Here is a 20,990-nt window from a genome sequence, read left to right on the forward strand (position 1 = left end):
CGCGATGACCGACGCAACAACCGAAAACGCGCCCTACGCCTTCGTCCGCAGGGAAACCCTCGAGCAGGAGCCGGCACCGCTCTCCGTCGCCGGCCCGCTGGCCTGGATCAGGACGAACCTGTTCTCGAGCCCGCTCAATATCATCCTGACGCTGCTCTGCGTCTGGCTGGTGATCGACACGGTTCCGGGGATGATCCGCTTCTACTTCCTCGATGCGGTCTGGACCGGCACGAACCGCGATGCCTGCCTCGCCGACAAGGTCGGCCGCCCGGTCGGCGCCTGCTGGGCCTATATCGCGGACCGCACCCAGTACTTCATCTACGGCTCCTATCCGGTGGCGGAGCGCTGGCGGGTCAACATCGTCTTCGCGATGTTCGCGCTCGGCGTGGTCTGGCTGCTCTGGAACAAGATGCCGCTGAAGAAGGTCGGCTTCTTCTTCTTCTTCGTCATCATGCCGGCGAGCGCCTTCATCCTGCTGCTTGGCGGCGAGCGCGCGGAGAGCTTCCTGCGCTTCCTGATCCTCGTCACCTTCGCGCTGGCGGTGCTCTATCTGGTGCTCTCCTTCGCACCGGGGCTGATGAAGTTCTGGATCGGCGAGGGCCAGCTCGCGGTCGAGGAGGCCATGCCGGCCTGGCAGCGCTTCTACCGGCCCAAGCGCCTGATCCTGATCTCGCTCGTCGTCTTCGGGCTCCTGGCGGTGCTCGCCGACAAGGTCGGGCTGCCGCGCGTCGATACCGGCCTCTGGGGCGGCATGACCGTCACCTTCCTGATCTCGGCGGTCGGCATCGTCTTCTCGCTGCCACTCGGCGTGCTGTTGGCGCTCGGCCGCCGCTCCAAGCTGCCGGCGATCCAGCTGCTCTCGGTGATCTTCATCGAGTTCGTGCGCGGCGTGCCGCTGATCACGGTGCTGTTCATGGCGAACACCATGCTGCCGCTCTTCGTGCCGCAGGAATATTCGCCGGACCGTTTGCTGCGGCCGCTGATCGGCGTCGCGCTCTTCGCCGCCGCCTATATGGCGGAGGTGGTGCGCGGCGGCCTGCAGGCGATGCCGAAGGGCCAGTACGAGGGCGCGATGTCGCTCGGCCTCGGCTACTGGCAGATGATGCGCCTGATCATCCTGCCGCAGGCGCTGCGGATCGTAATCCCCGGCATCGTCAACACCTTCATCGGGCTGTTCAAGGATACGACGCTGGTCACCATCGTCGGCATCTTCGACTTCCTGCGCACCATCGAGGCGACGCTGATCGATCCGACCTGGGCGACGCCGACGACACGGTCGACAGGTTACGCCTTCGCCGCCATCTTCTATTTCCTGTGCTGCTGGGGGATGTCGCGCTACTCGATCGCGGTCGAGAAGCGCCTCGCCGCCGGCCAAAAACGTTGAGAGGGACGACAACCATGGCAATGGCAGAAACCAAGACGACCGACTCCCGCCCCGCGGCCCTGAAGCAGACCTCGCTAAACACGGCGACGGCGGTCGAGATGATCGGCGTCAACAAGTGGTACGGCGAGTTCCATGTGCTGCGCGACATCAACCTGAAGGTCAGCCGCGGCGAGAAGCTGGTCATCTGCGGCCCGTCCGGCTCGGGCAAGTCGACGATGATCCGCTGCATCAACCGGCTGGAGGAGCATCAGAAGGGCCAGATCATCGTCGATGGCACGGAGCTCACCAACGATCTCAAGAAGATCGACGAGATCCGCCGCGACGTCGGCATGGTCTTCCAGCACTTCAACCTGTTCCCGCATCTGACGATCCTCGAGAACCTGACGCTGGCGCCGATCTGGGTGCGCAAGATGCCCAAGAAGGATGCCGAGGAGATCGGCATGCACTATCTCAAGCGCGTCAAAATCCCCGAGCAGGCCCATAAATATCCGGGCCAGCTCTCGGGCGGCCAGCAGCAGCGCGTCGCGATCGCCCGCTCTCTCTGCATGAGCCCGAAGATCATGCTGTTCGACGAGCCGACCTCGGCGCTCGATCCCGAGATGGTCAAGGAGGTGCTCGACACCATGGTCTCGCTGGCCGACGAGGGCATGACCATGCTCTGCGTCACCCACGAGATGGGCTTCGCCCGCCAGGTCGCCGACCGCGTCATCTTCATGGATGCCGGCCAGATCGTCGAGATGAACACCCCGAACGAGTTCTTCAAGAACCCGCAGCACGAGCGCACCAAGCTCTTCCTCTCGCAGATCCTGCACTGAGGGCAGGCGCTTCCGTCATCGATTGCCAACGCGTCGGCTCTCGCCGGCGCGTTTTGCGTTTCAGGGGATGTCGGAACGAATCCTTGCGTAACCGGTTGGTGACGGGAACGGAGGATACGTCATGAAACGTCTTGTTCCTGCCCTGCTCGTCGCGCTTCTGATGAGTGGCGGAGCCTATGCCCAGTCGATCAATGTCGGCCCCGGCGGCGTCAGCGTCGATACGCGCTCGCCGCGCGAGCGGGCCATCGATCGCGAAATCCGCGAGGAGCGGCGCGACCGGTACGATCGTCATCGCGAGCGTGAATGGCGCCGTGCGAATTCGCGCCGCGACTGCCGCACCGTGACGACCGAGCGCGAGACCCCGCGCGGGGTCGTGCGCCGGACGACCCGCGTCTGCGATTGAGTTCAGCCGTGCCGGAAGGCGCGACATCTGCCCATGAGAAGGCCCGCGACGCCGAGCGTCGCGGGCCTTCTGCCAAGATCGGGCTTACTTGCCGTCACGCGCCTTCACGGCCTGGTCGGGGAAGTCCGAGAACAGGCCGTCGAGGCCGAGCGCGAAGAAGGCCTTGTATTCGGCGCCAGCCTCTCCCTTGAAGTCGGAGGTCAGCCGCTTCGGCTCGCTGCGGAAGGTCCAGCTATGGACCAGCAGGCCGGCGGCATGGGCGTCCTTCACGACATTGGTCGGGGCGATCAGCGTGCGGTCGCGCTCGTCGATGGCGCCGTCGCCGTTGAGATCCTGTGGCTTGCCGTCGGCGCCGATCGTCTGCTTGGAGCCGATCAGATAGGGCTTCCAGGGGCCGACGCCGTCGGCATAGGTCGCGATCTCCTTCAGGCCCTCGGCCGAGAGCATGTCCTGGAAGGTCCGCTTGTCGCCGAGCACGGCGAAATCATAGGGGCGGTCGAAGGGAGCGGCGAGCGTGACCTTGCCGTCCTTGTCGACGCCGTCGCCGTCGACGAGCTGGACGAGGCGCAATTGCGTCTTCGGGCGCAGGTATTTGAGGTTCGCGGTCTCGAAGCTCTGGATGAAGACCGGCGCGGTCTTGTCGGTCCAGCCGGCCGCCTTGAGCATGTCGAGCAGTTTGTCCTCGAAGGCGAGGCCGAGCGCGGCGTGATAGGTCGGGTGCTTGGTCTCCGGATAGATCCCGATGGTGCGGCCGGTGCGGGTGCTTTCGGCCTTGGCGAGGTCGATCACCTCCTGGAAGGTCGGGATCTGGTATTGGCCGTTATGCGATTGGTCGCGATCGGCGAAGGCCTGCTTCGCCTTCAGCGTCTTGATCTCGGCGGCGGTGAAGTCATTGGCGAACCAGTCGGTGGTGTCGACGCCGTCGACCTTGCGCGTGGTCTTGCGATTGGCGAATTCCGGGCGATCCGCGACATCGGTCGTGCCTGATAGCATCGGCTCGTGGCGGACGACGAGCACGCCGTCCCTGGTCGAGACGAGGTCCGGCTCGATGAAGTCGGCGCCCTGCTCGATCGCGAGCTTGTAGCCCTCGATCGTATGCTCGGGCAGGTAGCCGCTGGCGCCGCGATGGGCGATGACGAGCGGCTTCTGGCCGGACAGCGTCGGAGCCGCCTGCGCAAGCGCGACCGGTGCCTGGAAGGACAGCGCGGCAAGGAGCGTGGTCGAGAGAAGGAAGTTCTTTGTCATGGCCTGACCCGGTCTTGCGGAAATGCCGGCGAACTTAGGTCGGCGGATATGACGCCGCCATGAAGGCTGGCGCTTAGTGAATCTGGGGCGGGTCTGGGGCGCCGCGCGGAAGCGTGTGGCGCGGCATCTGGTCGAAACTGTCGCCGCTCAACCGCGCGGAATGCAACGACGTTCACGCTCCGTCGATTGGCCTTGCCGGGCCCTGAGGCCTGGATTTGTGCCGCCGGTCACCTCGAGGATCTGTCCTCGCGGGCATCTGCCGTCATCGACCAGTATCTTTTGACCGGCTCGGATCAGCCCTTTGGCCGGCTCGTGGCGATAGATCTGCTGGGCTGCCGCCGCATCTGCCAGCGCGAACGATAGAAGAGCTAGCGAGAGAGCCCCGAAGCGTATCATCGACCGTTCCTCCACCTTGGTGGAAGGCTAGCATCGGCGCTGTCCCGATGACAGTTGGCCGAAAGTTGAGCGGCCGCGTGCCGCGGGTCTTCTACCGATCGCGTCGCCCATATAAAAACCCGCCCCGGCAGAAGCCGGCGCGGGTTTTGGTGCGATTGCCGATGCGAGCGGGATCGGCCGGCCGCTTCGACGCAGCCAGCCTTTGCCGCTCCGCGAAATCTCAGCGGCGGTTCTCGAGGGTCGTCTTGGCGTCGAGGCGCTTGGAGGCCGGCGGGGTGTAGTCCGGCTGCTGGGTGGCGCAGGCGGCGAGGCCGAGCGCGACGAGGCTCAGGATGACGATGCGGCTGGCGCTTTTCATGTGTGTGTATCCCAATGGCCGCGACATGCGGTTGCATCGTCTTTCCGCTTGTGGAACGACCGCGTCAAGAGTGTGGCAATGGGGTCTTCATGTCCCTGCGTCATGCTTGAATCGGTCGAAATTCGTTCGACTCCGTCTTTGCGGTGTTCCGGAATGCGTCCGGCGCCAGGATTGAAGCGTCATGACCCCAGCCGCCCGGATCAGTGCCGCCATCGAGGTACTCCAGGATATCGTCGAGCGCCGCCGGCCGGCCTCCGATTCCCTGAAGGACTGGGGCCTGTCGCGCCGTTTCGCCGGCTCCAAGGACCGCGCCGCCATCGCCTCGCTGGTCTATGATGCGCTCCGCCGCAAGGCCTCCTCCGGCTATGCGATGGCGTCGGAGACGCCGCGTGCGCTCGTCCTCGGCATGCTCGCGGGTTTGCGCGGCCTCGGCGTCGCGGAGATCGCGGACCTCTGCTCTGGCGAAAACCACGCGCCGGAACCCTTGAGCGACGACGAGACCGCGCTTCTCACCGCTTTCTCGGTCGAGGGCGCGCCCGAATGGGTGCAGGCCGACGTGCCGGAATGGCTCTGGCCTTCTTTCCGCGCGGGATTGGGCGAGGTCGCCATCGCTGAGGGCGAGGCGCTGGCCGCGCGCGCGCCGATCGATCTGCGCGTCAATCGCCTGAAGGCGGGCAGGGACGCCGTGTTGAACGATCTGGCCCATCTTGAGCCGGAGCAGGGACCCTGGTCTCCGGATGCGCTGCGTTTCCAGCCTGGCCATGACGGGCGCGGCCCTTCGCTGCAGACCGAGCCCGGCTTCTTCGCTGGCGCTTTCGAGATCCAGGACGAGGGCTCGCAACTGGTGACGCTGCTCGCCGGTGCCCGGCCCGGCCAGACCGTGATCGACCTCTGTGCCGGGGCAGGGGGCAAGACGCTGGCGCTCGCGGCGTTGATGGCCAATCGCGGCAGCCTCTACGCCACCGATCTCGACAGCCGCCGCCTCGCGCCCCTGCATGACCGGCTCGCCCGCTCGGGCGCCGGCATCGTCGAGGTTCGCATTCCCCGCTCGCGCGGCCACGAGCCCTTCGCCGATATCGCCGGACAGGTCGATCTCGTCCTGGTCGACGCGCCTTGCACCGGCTCCGGCACCTGGCGGCGTAACCCGGATGCGAAATGGCGCGTGCGCCCGGGCGCACTGGCCGAGCGCATCAAGGACCAGGCCGAGGTGCTGGCCCGCGCCGCCAGGCTGGTGAAGCCGGGCGGCCGCATCGCCTACATCACCTGCTCGGTGCTGCCGGAGGAGAACGACGAGGCCATCCGCGCCTTTCTCGCCAAGCATGCGAGCTTCTCCGCAATCGCGCCGATCGACGTGCTCAGGGGCGCCGAAAGCGACTTCTCCCTGCTCGCCCGCTTCGCCACCACCCACGGCCTGCAGCTCTCGCCGCGGCGCACCGGCACGGATGGGTTCTATCTGGCCTGCCTGACGCGCAACGCGTGAGCGTTAGCGGCTGCGCTTCCGCATCGACACTGCGCTGAAACTCTGCGAGGTTTCCACTCGGCGACGTGTTCGGCCGGGACCTTCCCCGGCCGGGATGGGAGATGGTGACATGCCCAACAAGCCCGCGATCGTTCTGGTTCATGGCTTCTGGGGCGGGGCCGCCCACTGGTCGAAGGTCATTCTCGAATTGTCGCGACGCGGCCATGCCGATCTTCACGCCGTCGAGAATCCGCTGACCTCGCTGGCGGATGACGCCGAGCGCACCCGCAAGATGGTGCGGCAGATCGCAGGCCCCGTCGTGCTCGTCGGCCATTCCTATGGCGGCAAGGTCATCACCGAGATGGGTGACCTGCCGAACGTCAAGGCGCTGGTCTTCATTGCGGCCTTCGCGCCCGATGCCGGCGAAAGCGCGGGCGGTATCAGCCAGGCCAGGCCGCCGCAGGCCTTCCCCAACATCGCACCGGATAGCGACGGCTATCTCTGGATCAAGCCGGACAAGTTCCACGAGAGCTTCTGCCAGGATCTCTCGGCCGATGAAGCCCTGGTGATGGCGATCGCGCAGAAGGCGCCGCTCGGCTCGACCTTCGGCGACACCGTGACGGCCCCGGCCTGGAAGAAGAAGCCGAACTGGTACCAGATCTCGACCGCCGACCGGATGATCGCCCCGGAAAACCAGAAGATGATGGCGGAGCGCATGCGTCCGCAGAAGACCCTGAGGCTCGATGCCAGCCACGCCTCGCTCGCCTCGCGCCCGGCCGAGATTTCTGACCTGATCGAGGATGCCGCCAAGGCCTAGCGGTAGGGCCGCCATGCGTTCGGGCGCGGCCCCGTTGCGCGCGCCCGCGCGATCCATTAACGGAACGCGATGACGAGCGCTCAGCCCCATCACGACTCCATCCTCATCATCGATTTCGGCTCGCAGGTGACGCAGCTCATCGCGCGGCGTATCCGCGAGATCGGCGTCTATTGCGAGATCGCCCCGTTCCAGTCCGCTTCCGAGGCCTTCGCCCGCATGAAGCCAAAGGGCGTGATCTTCTCGGGAGGCCCCGCTTCGGTGCCGGACGAGGGCAGCCCCCGCGCGCCAGAAGCGGTCTTCAGCGCGAACATTCCCCTGATGGGCATCTGCTACGGCCAGCAGACCATGGCGCATCAGCTCGGCGGCAAGGTCGAGGGCGGGCATGCTGCCGAATTCGGCCGCGCCGATGTCGAGATCGTCACGCCCTCGGCGCTGTTCGAAGGTGTCTGGGAGCAGGGCGGCCGCTATCCGGTCTGGATGAGCCATGGCGACCGGGTCACGCAGCTCCCGGCCGGTTTCACCGTCAAGGCGACCTCCGAGAACGCCCCCTATGCCGTGGCGAGCGACGAGGAGCGCCGTTTCTACTCGACGATGTTCCACCCCGAGGTGGTCCATACCCCCGATGGCGGCAAGCTGCTGCGCAACTTCGTCGTCGAGATCTGCGGCTGCAAGCCGGACTGGAGCATGTCGGCCTATCGCTCCGAGATGCAGAAGAAGATCAAGGAGCAGGTCGGCACCGGCCGCGTCATCTGCGGGCTCTCCGGTGGCGTCGATTCCGCCGTGGCGGCGGTGCTGATCCACGAGGCGATCGGCGACCAGCTCACCTGTGTTTTCGTCGACCATGGTCTGATGCGGATGAACGAGGCCGAGGAGGTCGTCCGCCTGTTCAAGGATCACTACAACATCCCGCTGGTTCATGTTGAAGCCGAAGAGCTTTTCCTCTCCGAACTTGCCAAGTGCGGCGCCGATCCGGAAGCCAAGCGCAAGACCATCGGCCGGCTCTTCATCGATGTCTTCGATGCCGAAGCCGCCAAGCTCGGCGGCGCCGATTTCCTGGCGCAGGGCACGCTCTATCCCGACGTGATCGAGAGCGTCTCCTTCTCCGGCGGTCCTTCGGTCACGATCAAGAGCCACCACAATGTCGGCGGCCTGCCCGAGCGCATGAAGATGAAGCTCGTCGAGCCGCTGCGCGAGCTGTTCAAGGACGAGGTTCGCGTGCTCGGCCGCGAGCTCGGCCTGCCCGAGGCCTTCGTCGGCCGCCATCCCTTCCCGGGGCCGGGCCTCGCCATCCGCTGCCCCGGCGAGATCACCAGGGAGAAGCTCGACATCCTGCGCAAGGCGGATGCGATCTATCTCGACGAGATCCGCAAGGCCGGCCTCTACGACGTGATCTGGCAGGCCTTCGCCGTGCTGCTGCCGGTGCGAACCGTCGGCGTGATGGGCGATTACCGCACCTATGACCATGTCTGCGCGCTGCGCGCCGTGACCTCGGTCGACGGCATGACCGCGGATTTCTATCCCTTCGACATGAACTTCCTCGGCCGCGCCGCGACCCGGATCATCAACGAGGTCAAGGGCATCAACCGCGTCGTCTACGACGTGACGAGCAAGCCGCCCGGCACGATCGAGTGGGAGTGACCCAGGCCGCTCCGGGCGTCTTCAAGATTGCGCTGGAGCACGCTCCAACGCATTGAAGCCGGATAGGGCGCCTGCCGCGACGAGCGGGGCCGGAGCAACTATGTTGCGTCGCGCGCCCACTCGTCTCCCCAGATCATGACCGAGTGCCCGGGCGAGACTGTCCGGTACTGGCGGATCGGAGGTTCGAAATCGGCCGGCCTGATCGGGCTTCTGATCTCGGCGTCGGAGACGGGCCGCGGTTGGTGGCGACGCTCCGGGTCCGCGACCGGCACCGCGGCGAGCAGCCGTTTGGTATAGGGATGCTGCGGACTGCCGAAGATCGCGGCACGGGGTCCGATCTCGACGATCTCGCCGAGATACATCACCGCCACACGGTGGCTGACACGCTCCACCACCGCCATGTCATGCGAGATGAACACGTAGCTCAGCCCCATCTGGGCCTGCAGGTCGAGCATCAGGTTCACCACCTGCGCCTTGACCGACACATCCAGCGCCGAAACGGATTCGTCGGCGACGATCAGGCGCGGTTCGAGCGCCAATGCGCGGGCGATGCAGATGCGCTGGCGTTGCCCTCCCGAGAATTCGTGAGGATAGCGGCGGGCCATGTCGGTCTGCAGCCCGACCCGCTCCAGCAGGTCCGCGACCTTGTCCCGGGCCTTGGCCGGCGTGGCGAGGCCGTGGATGACGAGCGGCTCGGCGATCGCCCTGCCGACTGTCTCGCGCGGGTTGAGGCTGCCGAACGGGTCCTGGAAGATCATTTGGATGCGTCGGCGCTGTTCGCGCAGTTCGTCGGCGCCCAGCTTTAGCATGTCCACGCCGTCGAGCAGGATCGAGCCGGATTCCGGCTCGATCAGCCGCAGCAGGGAGCGGCCCGTGGTCGACTTGCCGCAGCCGGATTCCCCGACCAGCGCCAGGGTCTCGCCCGCGCGGAGGTCGAAGGAGACGTTCTCGACCGCGTGCACACGCCCCGTGATCCGGCCGCGAATGGCGGAGCGGATCGGGAAGCGCGTCGTCAGATTGCTGACCTGAAGGAGAGGGCGCTCCTGGTCCCTGACGGTGTCTGGAACCTCCGTCGGAATATCAGACGTGCCGGTGCTGCGATCCACGATCGGGAAGCGCATCGGCCGTTCGCGGCCGTTCATGGCGCCGAGCTTCGGAACCGCGGCGAGTAGCGCCTTGGTGTAGGGATGCTGCGGCCGCCGGAAGATCTCGGCGGTGGTCCCGGCTTCGACCGCCTCGCCATTGAACATGACGACGGTCCGGTCGGCGATCTCGGCAACCACGCCCATGTCGTGGGTGACGAAGAGGATCGCCATGCCCTCTTCCTTCTGGAGATCCTTGATGAGCTCGAGGATCTGCGCCTGGATCGTGACATCGAGCGCCGTGGTCGGCTCGTCGGCGATCAGGAGCTTCGGCTTGCAGGCCAAGGCGAGCGCGATCATCACGCGCTGGCGCATCCCTCCCGACAATTCGAAGGGGAACTGGTCGAGGCGGCGCTCCGGGTCCGAGATGCGGACCTTGCGCAGCATCTCCAGGGCGAGCCTGCGCGCTTCCGCCTGCGAGCAATCCCGATGCGCCAGGATGGCCTCGGCGATCTGGTCGCCGATCCGGTAGACCGGGTTGAGGCTGGTCATCGGCTCCTGGAAGATCATGGCGATATCGCTGCCGCGCAGCGAGCAGGCCGTCTCGTCCGGGAGATCGGCCAGGTCGTAGGTCTGGCCCGATTTCGCCGCGAAGGCGATCCGCCCGCCGGTGACCCGCGCGACGCCCTTCGGCAGCAGCCCCATGATCGACAGGCTGGTGACCGATTTGCCGGAACCGGATTCGCCGACCACCGCCAGCGTCTCGCCGCGCCTGAGATCGAAGGAGATGTCCTTCACCGCGGCCACGGCGCCGTTCGGCGTGGCGAACTCGGTCCGCAACCCCGCCACGGAGAGCTGGACGCCCTCTGGAAGGCGGACGTCGCTGCGACCCTGCAGGTCGCTCGTGCCTTCCTTGTCCTCGGGCAGGCCCTTCAGCTTGGTCGTGCGGGGGTCGAACACGTCGCGCACCGCGTCGCAGAGCGCGTTGACGATGAAGATCGTCGTCACCAGCGCGGCGCAGGGCCAGACCAGGCCGAGCGGATTGATCTCCAGATAGGCGCGCGCACCGCGGATCATCAGGCCCCAGGACGGCGTCGGCGGCACGATGCCGAGCCCGAGGAAGCTCAGTCCGGACTCGACCACGATCGCCGAGGCGACCACCAGCGAGAACTGCACGAAGAGCGGCGCGGCGATGTTGGGCAGGATCGTCCGCCGCAGGATGCGGGACGGGCCTGCCCCGATGGCGCGCATTGCCTCGACATATTCCTTCTGCCTGACGGCGCGGACCTCGCCATAGGCGATCCGGGCGAATTCCGGCGCATAGAAGACCGAGAGCGTGACGATCAGCGTTGCCGTGCCGGGGCCGGTCAGGGCGATGACGAGTAGGGCCAGCAGGATCGGCGGGAAGGACAGCATGAACTCCGCCGTGCGGACGGTGAGCACCTCGGCGATGCCGCCGAAATAGCCGCCGATCATGCCGGCGCTGACGCCGACGAGGGCCGCCACCGCGCCGGTCGCGAGAGCAACGCTGAGCGAGACCTGCGCGCCGTAGAGCAGCCGGCTCAGGACGTCGCGGCCGAACTCGTCCTGCCCCAGCCAATGTTCGACCGAGGGCGGTGCCAGCCGCCCGCCGATATCCAGGGTCAGGGGGTCGTAGGGAGCGATCACCGGCGCCAGGACGGCGATCAGGATCAGGATGAAAAGCGCGATCAGCGATGGCGCGAGATGGCGCGCCTTGGGATTCCGCCACAGGGTGAGCAAGCCGTTCATGACGCGCGCACCTGCGGATCGAGAACCGAATAAAGCACGTCGACGACGAGATTGAGCAGGATGAAGAGCGTCGCTGTGACGAGCACCACCCCCTGGACCTCGGGATAGTCCCGGTGCTCGACGGCCCGGACGAGGAAGCCGCTCATGCCCGGCCAGTTGAAGATGAACTCGACGAGCACGGTGCCGCCGAGCATCGAGCCCATCTGGAGGCCGGTCACCGTCAGGACGGGCCCCAGCGCATTGCGCACGACATGGCGGCGCAGGACGCGCGGTTCCCGCAGGCCTTTCGCCCGCGCCGTGCGCACCCAGTCCTGCTGGAGCACGTCGAGCACGGTCGAGCGCGTCATGCGGATGATGATCGCCGACAATCCGACGGCGACCGCTGTCGCCGGCATCAGCAGCAGCGTGAGATGCGTCGCCGGGGACTGGCTGAACGGCACGAATCCGCCGGCCGGCGCGATGCGCAGCAGCAGCGCGAAGACCAGGATGAACAGGGTGCCGAGCACGAAGGTCGGCACCGACAAGGCGAGGCTCGTCGCGGTGCCCAGCACCCGGTCGATCCCGCGACCCCGGTTGCGTGCGGCCAGCACGCCGAGCGGGATTCCCACGAGCAGGGACAGGATCGTCGCCGCGCCGATCAATTCGAGCGTGCGCGGCAGGCGCTGCGCGATGTTCTTCAGGACCGGCTCGTTGTCGAGGAAGCTCCTGCCGAGATCGCCGCGCGCCAGGCGCGACAGATAGCTCGCATACTGCTCCGCGAGCGGGCGGTCGAGGCCGAGGCGCGTGCGCAGTTCGGCCGCGACGGCGGGGTCGGGCTTGCCGCCATCGGCCGAAAGCATGACCTCGACCGGATCACCCGGCACGACATGCAGGATCATGAACACGGCGGTGGCGACCATGAAGATCATCACGGCGGCCACCGCGCACCTTTTCACAATGTAAGCGAGCATGATGCGGCTCTGTGCCCTCTGCCCGCTCAGCTGACCGAGGCGGTGTCGAAGGCCATGCCGACCTGATTGTTCATCTGGTCCGACAGCACCTTGAAGCCCTTGACCCGGTCGCGCACGCCCCAGCCCTGCGCCCGGAAATTGAGGAAGGTGACGGGAACGCTGTCGGCGACCGCACGCTGCAGCTCCGCATAGATCTTCACGCGGGTGGCGGTGTCGCTCTCGTGGCGGCCCCTGTTCAGCAATTCGTCGAGCTTGGGGTCCGACAGGCCGAAGGAACGGCGATAGGAATCGGAGCCGGAGCCGAAGAAGGCGGTCAGATCATCGGGATCGCCGAGGTCCGGCCCACCGCCATTGACGGCGAAATGATAGCGCCCCTCATTGCCCTGGCTGACCCGGACGCCCCATTCCGGCAAGCTGAGCTTCACCTGCATGCCGACAGCCGCCAGATGCTGCTGCATGATCTCGGCGATGTCCTTGTGGAAGCCGTAGGTGCTGGTCGCCAGCAGCGTCGCCTGGACGTTCTGGGCGCCGGCCTCCTTCAGCAGGCTCCGGGCGCGGTCGGGATCATAGGGCCAGAGATGCTCGAGCTCGGGGACGGCGTAGGGCGAGCCGGCTGGCAGCGGCACGCCGTCCAGGACCTTGCCGGCGCCGAAGAAGGCCGCCTTGACGATGTCCTCGCGCTTGACGGCGTGAGCCACGGCGCGGCGCACCTTCGGATCGGTGAACGGACCCTCCTTCAGGTTGAAGACCACGTACATGAACGAGCCGAGCGAGTTCTGGAGCGTCAGCCCCTTGGTCTGCGAGAGGCCCTTCATGCTCTGCCACGGGACATATTCGATGATGTCGACGTCGCCGGCGTTCAGGGCCGCGATGCGCAGGCTGTCATCGGGATAGGCGACGAAGCGGACGGTCTCGGTCGCGGGCTGGCCGGGCCGGTAGAAATCGGTCCTCGCCTTGAAGGTCAGCGATACGCCCTTTTCGGAATTTTCCAGCCTGTAGGGGCCGGCGCCGATCATGGCATCGGGATTGTCCATCTTTCCGGCGAAGACGATCGGCGCCATCTGTCCGGCCAGCGCCAGGATGAAGGAGGGCGTCGGCTGCTTGAGCACGATGCGGACCGTCTTCGGATCCTCGACTGCGATCGTCTCGACCGCCTGGAAGGCCTGGCGGACATAGGCCGTGGACTTCTCGCCGCGGATGGCATCGAACGAGGCCTTGACGTCTTCGGCGGTGACCGGCTTGCCGTTCTGGAAGGTCGCGTTCGGGCGGAGCTTGAAGCGATAGGTCCTGGAGTCGGGCTGCTCCCAGGATTCGGCGAGTTCGGGCTGCACCGCCCCCTTCTCGTCGAAGCAGAGGAGCCCGCGGAACAGCAGGGCCTTGACCGTCACCGCCGCCTGGCCGGACCAGTCGAACGGGCGCAGGTTCGGCGGATAGGCCGACAACGCATAGGTGATCGTACCGGGGGCGGCTGCGTTTGCGGCCTTCGACAAGGCTGCGGGAACGAGCAGGCCGGCACCGAGCGCGGCACTACCCTGCAGGAATTGACGACGGTCCGTCGCGAAATGCCGTCCGTCCGACGTGCTTCGATTGTTCGCCATAACCCTCTCCCTTTTTGTTTTCGTTGGAATTGCATGGCTGCCGAACTGCAGGACCAACATTCCATTGCGGATGAGCCCGTCCGGCTCCGGTTGACATCGGCGGGGCATTTTTCCGCCTGTGGGCCCGAAGCGCCCCTCCGAGGCTGCGAGCCGACTGGATCGGCGGCATTGCACAAGGCTTTCCACCGCGCCCGAGCCAGCCTCCCCATCTTCAGGCTATAAGTCCAAGTCGAAATTTCTAGGCTTGTATTCTTCAAGTTATAGATTTCGCAGCGAAGCCAGGCCCGTGGCCCGAGCGCCGTGGCGCTCGGGGCGTGCGTTGGGATTCGCTTGAGACGCCGGCCTTTCCCGCTGAATCTTGAGGCTGCAGCGGGACCTGCGATCGCGCCCGGCTACGCAGCCGACTTCCTGCGCCCCTCCCGGAGAAGCATCAGGGCCTGGTCGACCAGCGCATCGCCATATCCTGTCCGGGCGTGCTCTTCGGTCATGATGTCGTTGAGCAGATCGGCTGCGATCAGCGCGACCGGCCGCTCGGCCGGATTCCCGAAGCCGCCACCGCCCGGGGTGGCGATGCGCACCGTCTCGCCGGTGTCGATCAGGAGCTGGGCGATCTTCGAGGGAAGCGCCTGCTCGCGCGACGTTCCGGGGTTGCGGGTGACGCGGCCCACGCCGCCATGCCCGCCGCCTTCCGCACCGGGCGCGCCGGCCTTGTGCCGGTCCGAGCGCGCTTCGAGATTGGTCCTGTCATGCAGCGCCCGCACCGTGCGGGCGATGCCCATGCCGCCGCGCCAGCGGCCGCAGCCGGCGGAATCCCGGACCAATGTGTATTCCTCCACATGCAGCGGGAATTCGTTCTCCATCGCTTCCGTCGGCAGGTTGAGCGAGTTGGTGACATGGACATGGACCCCGTCCATGCCGTCGCCGTCGCAGCGCCCGCCGCCGCCGCCGCCGACCGTCTCGCCGCAGATATAGAAGCTGCCGTTCTCGGGGCGGTGGCCGGAGAAGCCGAAGGAGGGCAGTACGTCATAGGCCGAGGCGATCCGCGTGTCCGGATCGACCAGCGGCTGGAAGGCGCCGAAGATCGCGCCGGCGAGGCGCTGGCAGGCGATGGTGCGCGAGCCCACCGGCGCCGGCGAACGCGGATTGACGATGGTGCCTTCCGGCGCCCTGAGCACGATCGAATCCATCATGCCGGAATTCGCCATGAGCTCGGGATCGAGCAGCGCCTTGACGCAGTAATAGGCCGTGGCCCTGAGCGCGTTCTCGGCAATGTTGATCGCCCCCCGCGCCTCCGGCCCGCTGCCGGTGAGATCGATCACGAGCTTGCCTTCCTCGACGCTGACGGCGGCGCAAAGCGGCACCATCTCGCCGTCGGGCAGGCCGTCATCGTCGAGCCAGGCCGTGAAGCGGCTGGGCGCTCCTGCTGCGAGCCCGGCGATACGCAGGTCGAGCCGGCGTTTCGTATAGGCGAGAAGGTCATGGATGCGCGCCTTGAAGCCGTCCACGCCCATCCTGCGAACCAGTTCCAGCGCCGCATCGGAGCCCCGCGCATTGGTCGCGATCTGGACCCGCAGGTCGAGCAGGCGCTCTTCCGGCAGGCGCGAATTCAGCGCGATCAGGTTGAGCAGGTCCTCGTCGACCTCGCCCTCGCGGCAGACCCGCATCACGGGGAGGCGCAGGCCCTCCTCGAAGATCGAGCGGGCCGTCGGCGAGGTCGAGCCCGGCACGGCGCCGCCGACATCGGTGTGATGGCCGATATTGACCACGAAGGCGATCAGCTCATCGCCCTGGAACACCGGGGTGCCGACCGCGATATCGGGCAGATGGGTGCCGCCGGCGGCATAGGGATCGTTGGAGATGAAGGCGTCGCCGGGGCGGATCTCCTCACGCGGATAGCGCTTGAGCAACCCTTCGACCACGCCCATCAGCGAGCCGAGATGAACCGGGATATGCGTCCCTTGCGCCACCAGCCGGCCCTTGCCGTCGAACAGCCCGACCGAGAAGTCGCGGCGCTCCTTGATCTGCGCCGAGAAGGACGAGCGCATCATGTTGATCGCCATGGTCTCGGTGATCGAGAGCAGGCGGTTGGCGAAGACCTCCATCGCGATCGCATCGAAACCGGCGATCGACCCGGCAGCTCTGTTGGGCATCGTCATGATCGGGTCCTCACCGCTGCAGCGTGATATGGATGTTGCCGAAGCCGTCGACCTCGGCGCTCTGGCGCGGGAGAACGACGGTCGTGCCGCTCATCTCCTCGACGATCGCCGGCCCCTCGAACGGCACGCCGGCGGGCAGGAGTGCGCGCCGATAGATCGGGGTGTGGACCCAGCCGCGCTCCGGGCCGAGATAGACTTGGCGCGTCTCGATCCGGGCGGCATCGAGCGACGAACCTTGCGCGGGAGCGGCGCTCTCGCCCTTCCTGACGTGGCAGACCGCCTTGAGCCGGACATTGACGACCTCGATGTCGCGGCCCTCCAGGCTGTAGCCGAACTGGTCGGCATGGGCGCGATGGAAGCTGCTCGCGAATGCGTCGAGCGCGCCGTCGCTCAGCGCGTCGAGAGGCACCGGGATGTAGTGGCTCTGGCCGCGATAGCGCGCATCGAGGGTGAAATGCAGCTCCTTGGCCGCATCGGGAATGGCTTCCGTGGCGAGCCAGGCGCGCCCGGCCTCGGAGAGTTCGGCGCCGAGCGCGACGAGCTCGGCCCAGCTCTCGCCGTTCACGCGGACCAGGGCGGTGCGGACGTAGTCGCGGCTGAGATCCGACAGCAGGACGCCGCGCGCGCAGAGCGTGCCGGGCTCCTGCGGCACGACGATCTTGTTGAGGCCGCACTCTTCCGCGACATCGGCGGCGTGCAGGGGGCCGGCGCCGCCGAAGGCGAAGAGCGTGAAGCCGGCGAGATCATGCCCGTGCTCGATCGAGACCGAGCGGATCGCCCGGCTCATATTGGCGGTGGCGATGCTGACGACGCCATGCGCGGCATCCTCGACGGAGATGCCAAGCGGATCGGCGATCTGGCTGCGGATCGCCGCATAGGCCAGGCCACGGTCGACCTTCATCCGCCCTTCGAGCAGCGCCACGGGGTTCAGCCGGCCGAGCACGATATTGGCATCGGTCAGCGTGACCTCGGTGCCGCCGCGCAGATAAGAGATCGGCCCCGGCATCGCGCCGGCGCTGGTCGGTCCCACCTTCAGCGCGCCGGCATCGTCGAGCCGCGCGATGCTGCCGCCGCCGGCGCCGATGACATGGATGTCGACCATCGGCATCCTGACCGGGTGCCCCGCGACCAGCCGGCTCGAGGTGAACTGCGCCCGCCCGCCGGTGATCAGCGACACGTCGGTGCTGGTGCCGCCGACATCGAAGGTGATGATCTCGCTCTCTCCGATCTCCGCCCCGATCCGGGCCGAGCCGATCACCCCGGCCGCCGGTCCCGAGAGGCAGGTCAGCACCGGCAGTTCCTCGACGGTCTGCACCGGCAGGAGCCCGCCATTGGAGTGGAAGGTCAGCGGCTCGACCTTGATGCCGGAGGACGCGATCTTCTCGCGCAGCCGGTGCAGGTATTTCTGGGTATGCGGGCCGACATAGGCGTTGAGCACGGTGGTCGAGAACCGCTCGTACTCGCGGAATTCGGCGACGACCTCGGAGGAGACGCTGACATAGAGCTCGGGCGCGACGCGCTTGATCAGGTCGCGTACCGCCCGCTCGTGCTCGGGGTTGCGGTAGGAGTGCAGGAAGCCGACCGCGACCGCCTTGACGCCGCTGTCCCGTAGCTGGACGACGAGCTTCTCCACCGCCGCGAGGTCCGGCGCCGCCAACGTCGTCCCCGATTTGTCGAGACGCTCGTCGACCTCGACCCGGCGATGCCGCTCGACCAGTTCCGTGGGCTTGCGCACCGACCAGTCGAACAGCGAGGGCCGGGTCTGGCGGCCGATCGCCAGCACGTCGCGAAAGCCCTTGGTGGTCAGGAGGCCGGTCGGAACGCCGCGCCGCTCGATCACCATGTTGGTGGCGACGGTCGTGCCATGGCCGACATAGCCGACATCCTCCGGTGAAACCGCGTTGAGCGCGAGCATCTCGACGATGCCCGACGCGATCGCCCGCGACGGATCGTCCGGCGTCGACGGCACCTTGTGGAAGGCTGTCGGGCCGCCCTCCGTATTGACCATGACGAAGTCCGTGAATGTCCCGCCCACGTCCACACCGATCCGGTACATCTCGCCTTCACTCCCTCTGGTTGTCCGGCATCACGCCGCCGCGCGCTGCTGCATGAGCCGCTTGGCGCCGAAGCCCTCGATCGATCGTTCTGTGCTGCCGCGGATGACAAGATCGGCCATGATCGCGCCGACCACCGGCACGAGCTGGAAGCCGTGTCCCGAAAAGCCGAAGGCGTGAAAGGCCCCCTTCGCGTTCGGCGAAGCGCAGATCACCGGCAGGTGATCCTTCGTCGTGGCCTCCATGCCGGCCCAGGTCCTGACGATGCGCAGCGCGCTGATCGAAGGGAACAGGTCCGTCGCGGCGCGCGCGCCCTTGGCGAGTTCCTGGAAGTCGACGAAGCTCTTCTGGGCCTCGATATCGGCCCGGCCCTGCAGGCCGCCGCCGATGACCAGCGTTCCCTGCTCGGACTGCTTGAACGAGAGCGGCCGCCCGACGATGCTGATCACGGGCTTGAGCAGCGGTGCGATGCGCTCCGTGACGATCATCATCGAGGCCTTGAGCCCGAGCGGGACGTCGTCGCCCAGCATCGCGGCGATCTTGCCCGCCCAGGCACCGGCGGCATTGATCACCGTCGGCGCGACGAAATCCCCGGCCGGCGTGCGCAGGCGCCAATCACCCCCGGCCTGTTCGATCGCATCGACCCCGACACCCTCGTGGATCGTCACGCCCGCCGCCTCGGCGCTCCTTCGGAACGCCAGCAGGGTCCGGTGCGGGTCCGCCGCACCGTCGCGCCGGGCGATCAGGGCTCCCACGCAGTGCGGCGAGATCGCCGGCACGAGCGTCAGCAGCTCGGCCCGGTCGATCAGCTCCTCATGCTCGTATCCGGCCTCCCGCATGCGGGCGAGACGGCTCTCGAGCTTGGGCAGGTGGTGCGCGTGTTCGGCGATATTGAGCTGGCCATGGGCGTGGAAGCCGCAGCTGTCTCCAACGAGCCCCGCGATGCCGTGCCACATCTCCATGGCTTCGAGGGAGATCGGGATCTCGGCGGGATCGCGGTTGAGCGTGCGGACACCGGCAGCGCTCGCTCCCGACGCGTGACGCCCGACCCAGGATTTTTCGAGGATCGTGACGCGGCGACCTGCGCGCGCCAGATGCAGGGCGGCCGACAGGCCGTGAAGCCCCCCGCCGATGACGAGCGTGTCGATGGCCTTCCCGCTCATGGCACGGAATCCATCATGTCGAGCGCGGCGAGCTCGCCCAGCGTGACCGGCTTGAGCGGCGGGCGGACCCTGTAGAGCCCGAGATCGGGCACGGCCCGGCCTTCGGCGGCCGCAAGCACATGGGCGACCGTATAGCCGCACTGGCGACCCTGGCATGGGCCCATGCCGGCGCGCGTGAAGGCCTTGACCTGGTTCGGGCCGGGCCGGCTGGCGCTGACCTGCTCGCGGATCGCTGCGACGCGGACCTCCTCGCAGCGGCAGGCGATGGTCCGGTCCGGTGGAACGAAGACGGCCGGCCGCGGGCGATAGTAGCGATCGAGGAACGCGCGTGGCGACAGCGCGTCCGCCAGGCGGGAGCGGATCGGCTTCGCGAGGGCTTCCGCCGCCGCTTCGGACAGCCGGCTCGTGCTGGCCGCGATCCCGAGGGCTGCGAGTTCGCCCCGCAGGCAGGCGGCCCTGGCGCCGCCGATACCCGCCCCGTCTCCCGCGACGAAGACATGTCGCTCCGATGTCTCGCCCCAGCCGTCGAGTTCAGGGGCAAAACTGTCCTGCCCGCTGTTCCAGACGTGCCGGCAGCCGAGTGCGAGGGTCGGATGGATCGTCGGGACGAGGCCTTCATGGACGAGGAGAAGGTCCGCCGGAACGGTCGCGGCGCGGCCGTCGGCCGTGACGTAGCGGATGCTTTCGAGCCCGTGCTCGCCGATCGCCTCGATCTCGGCGACATGCCGGACACAGGGAACCTGCCGCCTGAGCCGGATGATCCAGCCCAGCCCCTTCAGGAGATCGCCCGGCGCGCCGAACAGGGCCGCGGGCAATGCCGCCATGGCTGCCACGGCCCGCCCGGGCGGCGTGGTATCGAGGAAGCCGGCGATCTGCCCCCCTGCCTGCAGCAGCTGGATCGCATAGAGCAGCGGAAGCGGACCGGAGCCGGCGATCCAGACCGGCTTGTCGGGAATCTGGCCCGAGGACTTCAGGACGATCTGTGCCGCGCCGACCGTCATCACGCCCGGCAGCGTCCAGCCGGGGAAGGGAACCGGGCGTTCCTGCGCGCCCGTCGCCAACAGCACGCGATCGGCTGCGACGGAGCTGGCGGAGCCGCCGCGACGCAGATAGGCGCGGGCTCCCGCCTCGACATGCCAGACCTGCGTGCCCGGCTCGTAATCGACACCGCTGGCGCGAAACTGCCGGACCACGGCCGCACCTTCGGCATAGGCCTTGCCGAGAAGGTCGGCCCGCGCGGTTGCGGCCACGGTCTCGATATTCCGCCAGATCTGCCCGCCGGGCGAGGGCTGTTCGTCGACGACGAGCACATCCAGACCATGCCGCTTGGCCACGACGGCTGCCGACATTCCGGCCGGGCCGGCCCCGACGATGAGGAGATCGACACGCCGGCTCATGGTGTCACGTCCGGCCGGCCCTGCTGGCGCTCGATGCGCATGCCCTCGCGAACCGGCGCGAGGCAGGTCTGGACCGACGACACGCCGTCGACCACCGCGAGGCAGTCGAAGCACACGCCCATCATGCAGTAGGGGGCACGCCGCGCGCCCGAAACCGGCGTTGTCCGCGCCCAGAACGGCGCCTGCCGCAGGAGCACGGCTGCAACGCTTTCACCGGCGATGGCGAGGACGGGATGTCCATCGACATGGACCGTCAGCGAACTGCCCGTATCCTGATCCAGCTTCCTGAACATGAAAATGCCTTC

The 20,990-nt window shown here is 67.3% G+C and carries 17 protein-coding genes and 1 pseudogene; 6 read left to right on the plus strand and 12 right to left on the minus strand.

Annotation, left to right across the window (positions count from 1 at the left end; all coding sequences use genetic code 11):
- The first annotated feature begins 4 nt into the window (after positions 1 to 4).
- The 3 genes from FHT98_RS22200 (at position 5) to FHT98_RS22210 (ending at position 2,602) form a co-directional block, all read left to right on the plus strand.
- Entirely contained in the window at positions 5 to 1,384 is a 1,380-nt protein-coding gene (locus FHT98_RS22200) for an amino acid ABC transporter permease (protein ID WP_142115320.1), read from the plus strand.
- A gap of 20 nt (positions 1,385 to 1,404) precedes the next feature.
- Positions 1,405 to 2,199: an amino acid ABC transporter ATP-binding protein gene (locus tag FHT98_RS22205; RefSeq protein ID WP_377848949.1), complete on the plus strand. Its 795-nt coding sequence runs from the start codon at positions 1,405 to 1,407 to the stop codon at positions 2,197 to 2,199.
- 121 nt (positions 2,200 to 2,320) lie between these two features.
- On the plus strand, positions 2,321 to 2,602 hold the full coding sequence (locus tag FHT98_RS22210) for a hypothetical protein (protein WP_061963785.1): 282 nt from the start codon (positions 2,321 to 2,323) through the stop codon (positions 2,600 to 2,602).
- 84 nt (positions 2,603 to 2,686) lie between these two features.
- Here FHT98_RS22210 and FHT98_RS22215 read toward each other — a convergent pair whose 3' ends face one another.
- From FHT98_RS22215 to FHT98_RS26295, 3 genes are all read right to left on the minus strand, one after another.
- Positions 2,687 to 3,847, minus strand: coding sequence for a glycerophosphodiester phosphodiesterase (locus tag FHT98_RS22215; protein WP_142115321.1), 1,161 nt, complete (start codon positions 3,845 to 3,847; stop codon positions 2,687 to 2,689).
- Between the two features lie 147 nt (positions 3,848 to 3,994).
- Positions 3,995 to 4,243: a DUF6719 family protein gene (locus FHT98_RS26760; protein WP_349236274.1), complete on the minus strand. Its 249-nt coding sequence runs from the start codon at positions 4,241 to 4,243 to the stop codon at positions 3,995 to 3,997.
- 220 nt (positions 4,244 to 4,463) lie between these two features.
- A complete protein-coding gene (locus FHT98_RS26295) occupies positions 4,464 to 4,601 on the minus strand; it encodes a lipoprotein (protein ID WP_170843263.1) in 138 nt (45 codons plus the stop codon).
- A 181-nt stretch (positions 4,602 to 4,782) separates the two neighbouring features.
- Here FHT98_RS26295 and FHT98_RS22225 point away from each other — a divergent pair, with 181 nt between their 5' ends.
- From FHT98_RS22225 to guaA, 3 genes are all read left to right on the plus strand, one after another.
- On the plus strand, positions 4,783 to 6,081 hold the full coding sequence (locus FHT98_RS22225) for an RsmB/NOP family class I SAM-dependent RNA methyltransferase (protein ID WP_142115322.1): 1,299 nt from the start codon (positions 4,783 to 4,785) through the stop codon (positions 6,079 to 6,081).
- A gap of 109 nt (positions 6,082 to 6,190) precedes the next feature.
- Positions 6,191 to 6,877 carry an alpha/beta hydrolase gene (locus FHT98_RS22230; protein WP_142115323.1) on the plus strand — a complete coding sequence of 229 codons (687 nt, stop codon included), beginning with the start codon at positions 6,191 to 6,193 and terminating at the stop codon, positions 6,875 to 6,877.
- 69 nt (positions 6,878 to 6,946) lie between these two features.
- On the plus strand, positions 6,947 to 8,515 hold the full coding sequence (gene guaA / locus FHT98_RS22235) for a glutamine-hydrolyzing GMP synthase (RefSeq protein ID WP_142115324.1): 1,569 nt from the start codon (positions 6,947 to 6,949) through the stop codon (positions 8,513 to 8,515).
- 98 nt (positions 8,516 to 8,613) lie between these two features.
- On the opposite strand, the gene FHT98_RS22240 is transcribed toward guaA, so the two are convergent.
- From FHT98_RS22240 to FHT98_RS22275, 9 genes and pseudogenes are all read right to left on the minus strand, one after another.
- Positions 8,614 to 10,494, minus strand: a complete 1,881-nt coding sequence (locus tag FHT98_RS22240) for an ABC transporter ATP-binding protein (RefSeq protein ID WP_465246938.1) — start codon at positions 10,492 to 10,494, stop codon at positions 8,614 to 8,616.
- A gap of 54 nt (positions 10,495 to 10,548) precedes the next feature.
- Positions 10,549 to 11,367 (minus strand): annotated as a pseudogene (locus FHT98_RS26685) (ABC transporter permease); the annotation flags it as partial.
- Positions 11,364 to 12,317: an ABC transporter permease gene (locus FHT98_RS22245; RefSeq protein ID WP_113587409.1), complete on the minus strand. Its 954-nt coding sequence runs from the start codon at positions 12,315 to 12,317 to the stop codon at positions 11,364 to 11,366. The gene FHT98_RS22245 and the pseudogene FHT98_RS26685, both read right to left, overlap by 4 nt.
- A gap of 26 nt (positions 12,318 to 12,343) precedes the next feature.
- Positions 12,344 to 13,915 carry an ABC transporter substrate-binding protein gene (locus FHT98_RS22250; protein WP_170843262.1) on the minus strand — a complete coding sequence of 524 codons (1,572 nt, stop codon included), beginning with the start codon at positions 13,913 to 13,915 and terminating at the stop codon, positions 12,344 to 12,346.
- Positions 13,916 to 14,307: 392 nt separating this feature from the next.
- Positions 14,308 to 16,071 carry a hydantoinase B/oxoprolinase family protein gene (locus tag FHT98_RS22255; RefSeq protein WP_142115327.1) on the minus strand — a complete coding sequence of 588 codons (1,764 nt, stop codon included), beginning with the start codon at positions 16,069 to 16,071 and terminating at the stop codon, positions 14,308 to 14,310.
- A gap of 10 nt (positions 16,072 to 16,081) precedes the next feature.
- Positions 16,082 to 18,127 (minus strand): hydantoinase/oxoprolinase family protein, encoded by a 2,046-nt coding sequence (locus FHT98_RS22260; protein WP_142115328.1) that lies wholly within the window; start codon positions 18,125 to 18,127, stop codon positions 16,082 to 16,084.
- Between the two features lie 30 nt (positions 18,128 to 18,157).
- Positions 18,158 to 19,288 (minus strand): NAD(P)/FAD-dependent oxidoreductase, encoded by a 1,131-nt coding sequence (locus tag FHT98_RS22265; RefSeq protein WP_142115329.1) that lies wholly within the window; start codon positions 19,286 to 19,288, stop codon positions 18,158 to 18,160.
- The gene (locus FHT98_RS22270) at positions 19,285 to 20,685 is read right to left on the minus strand and encodes an NAD(P)/FAD-dependent oxidoreductase (RefSeq protein WP_142115330.1); all 1,401 of its coding nucleotides are present in this window, start codon (positions 20,683 to 20,685) and stop codon (positions 19,285 to 19,287) included. Before FHT98_RS22270 ends, FHT98_RS22265 begins: the two co-directional genes overlap by 4 nt.
- Positions 20,682 to 20,978 carry a (2Fe-2S)-binding protein gene (locus FHT98_RS22275; protein ID WP_142115331.1) on the minus strand — a complete coding sequence of 99 codons (297 nt, stop codon included), beginning with the start codon at positions 20,976 to 20,978 and terminating at the stop codon, positions 20,682 to 20,684. Before FHT98_RS22275 ends, FHT98_RS22270 begins: the two co-directional genes overlap by 4 nt.
- Positions 20,979 to 20,990 lie beyond the last annotated feature (12 nt).

Origin of the sequence: Allobosea sp. AK1, from assembly GCF_006714945.1 — a bacterium.
GTDB classification, from domain to species: Bacteria; Pseudomonadota; Alphaproteobacteria; order Rhizobiales; family Beijerinckiaceae; genus Allobosea; species Allobosea robiniae.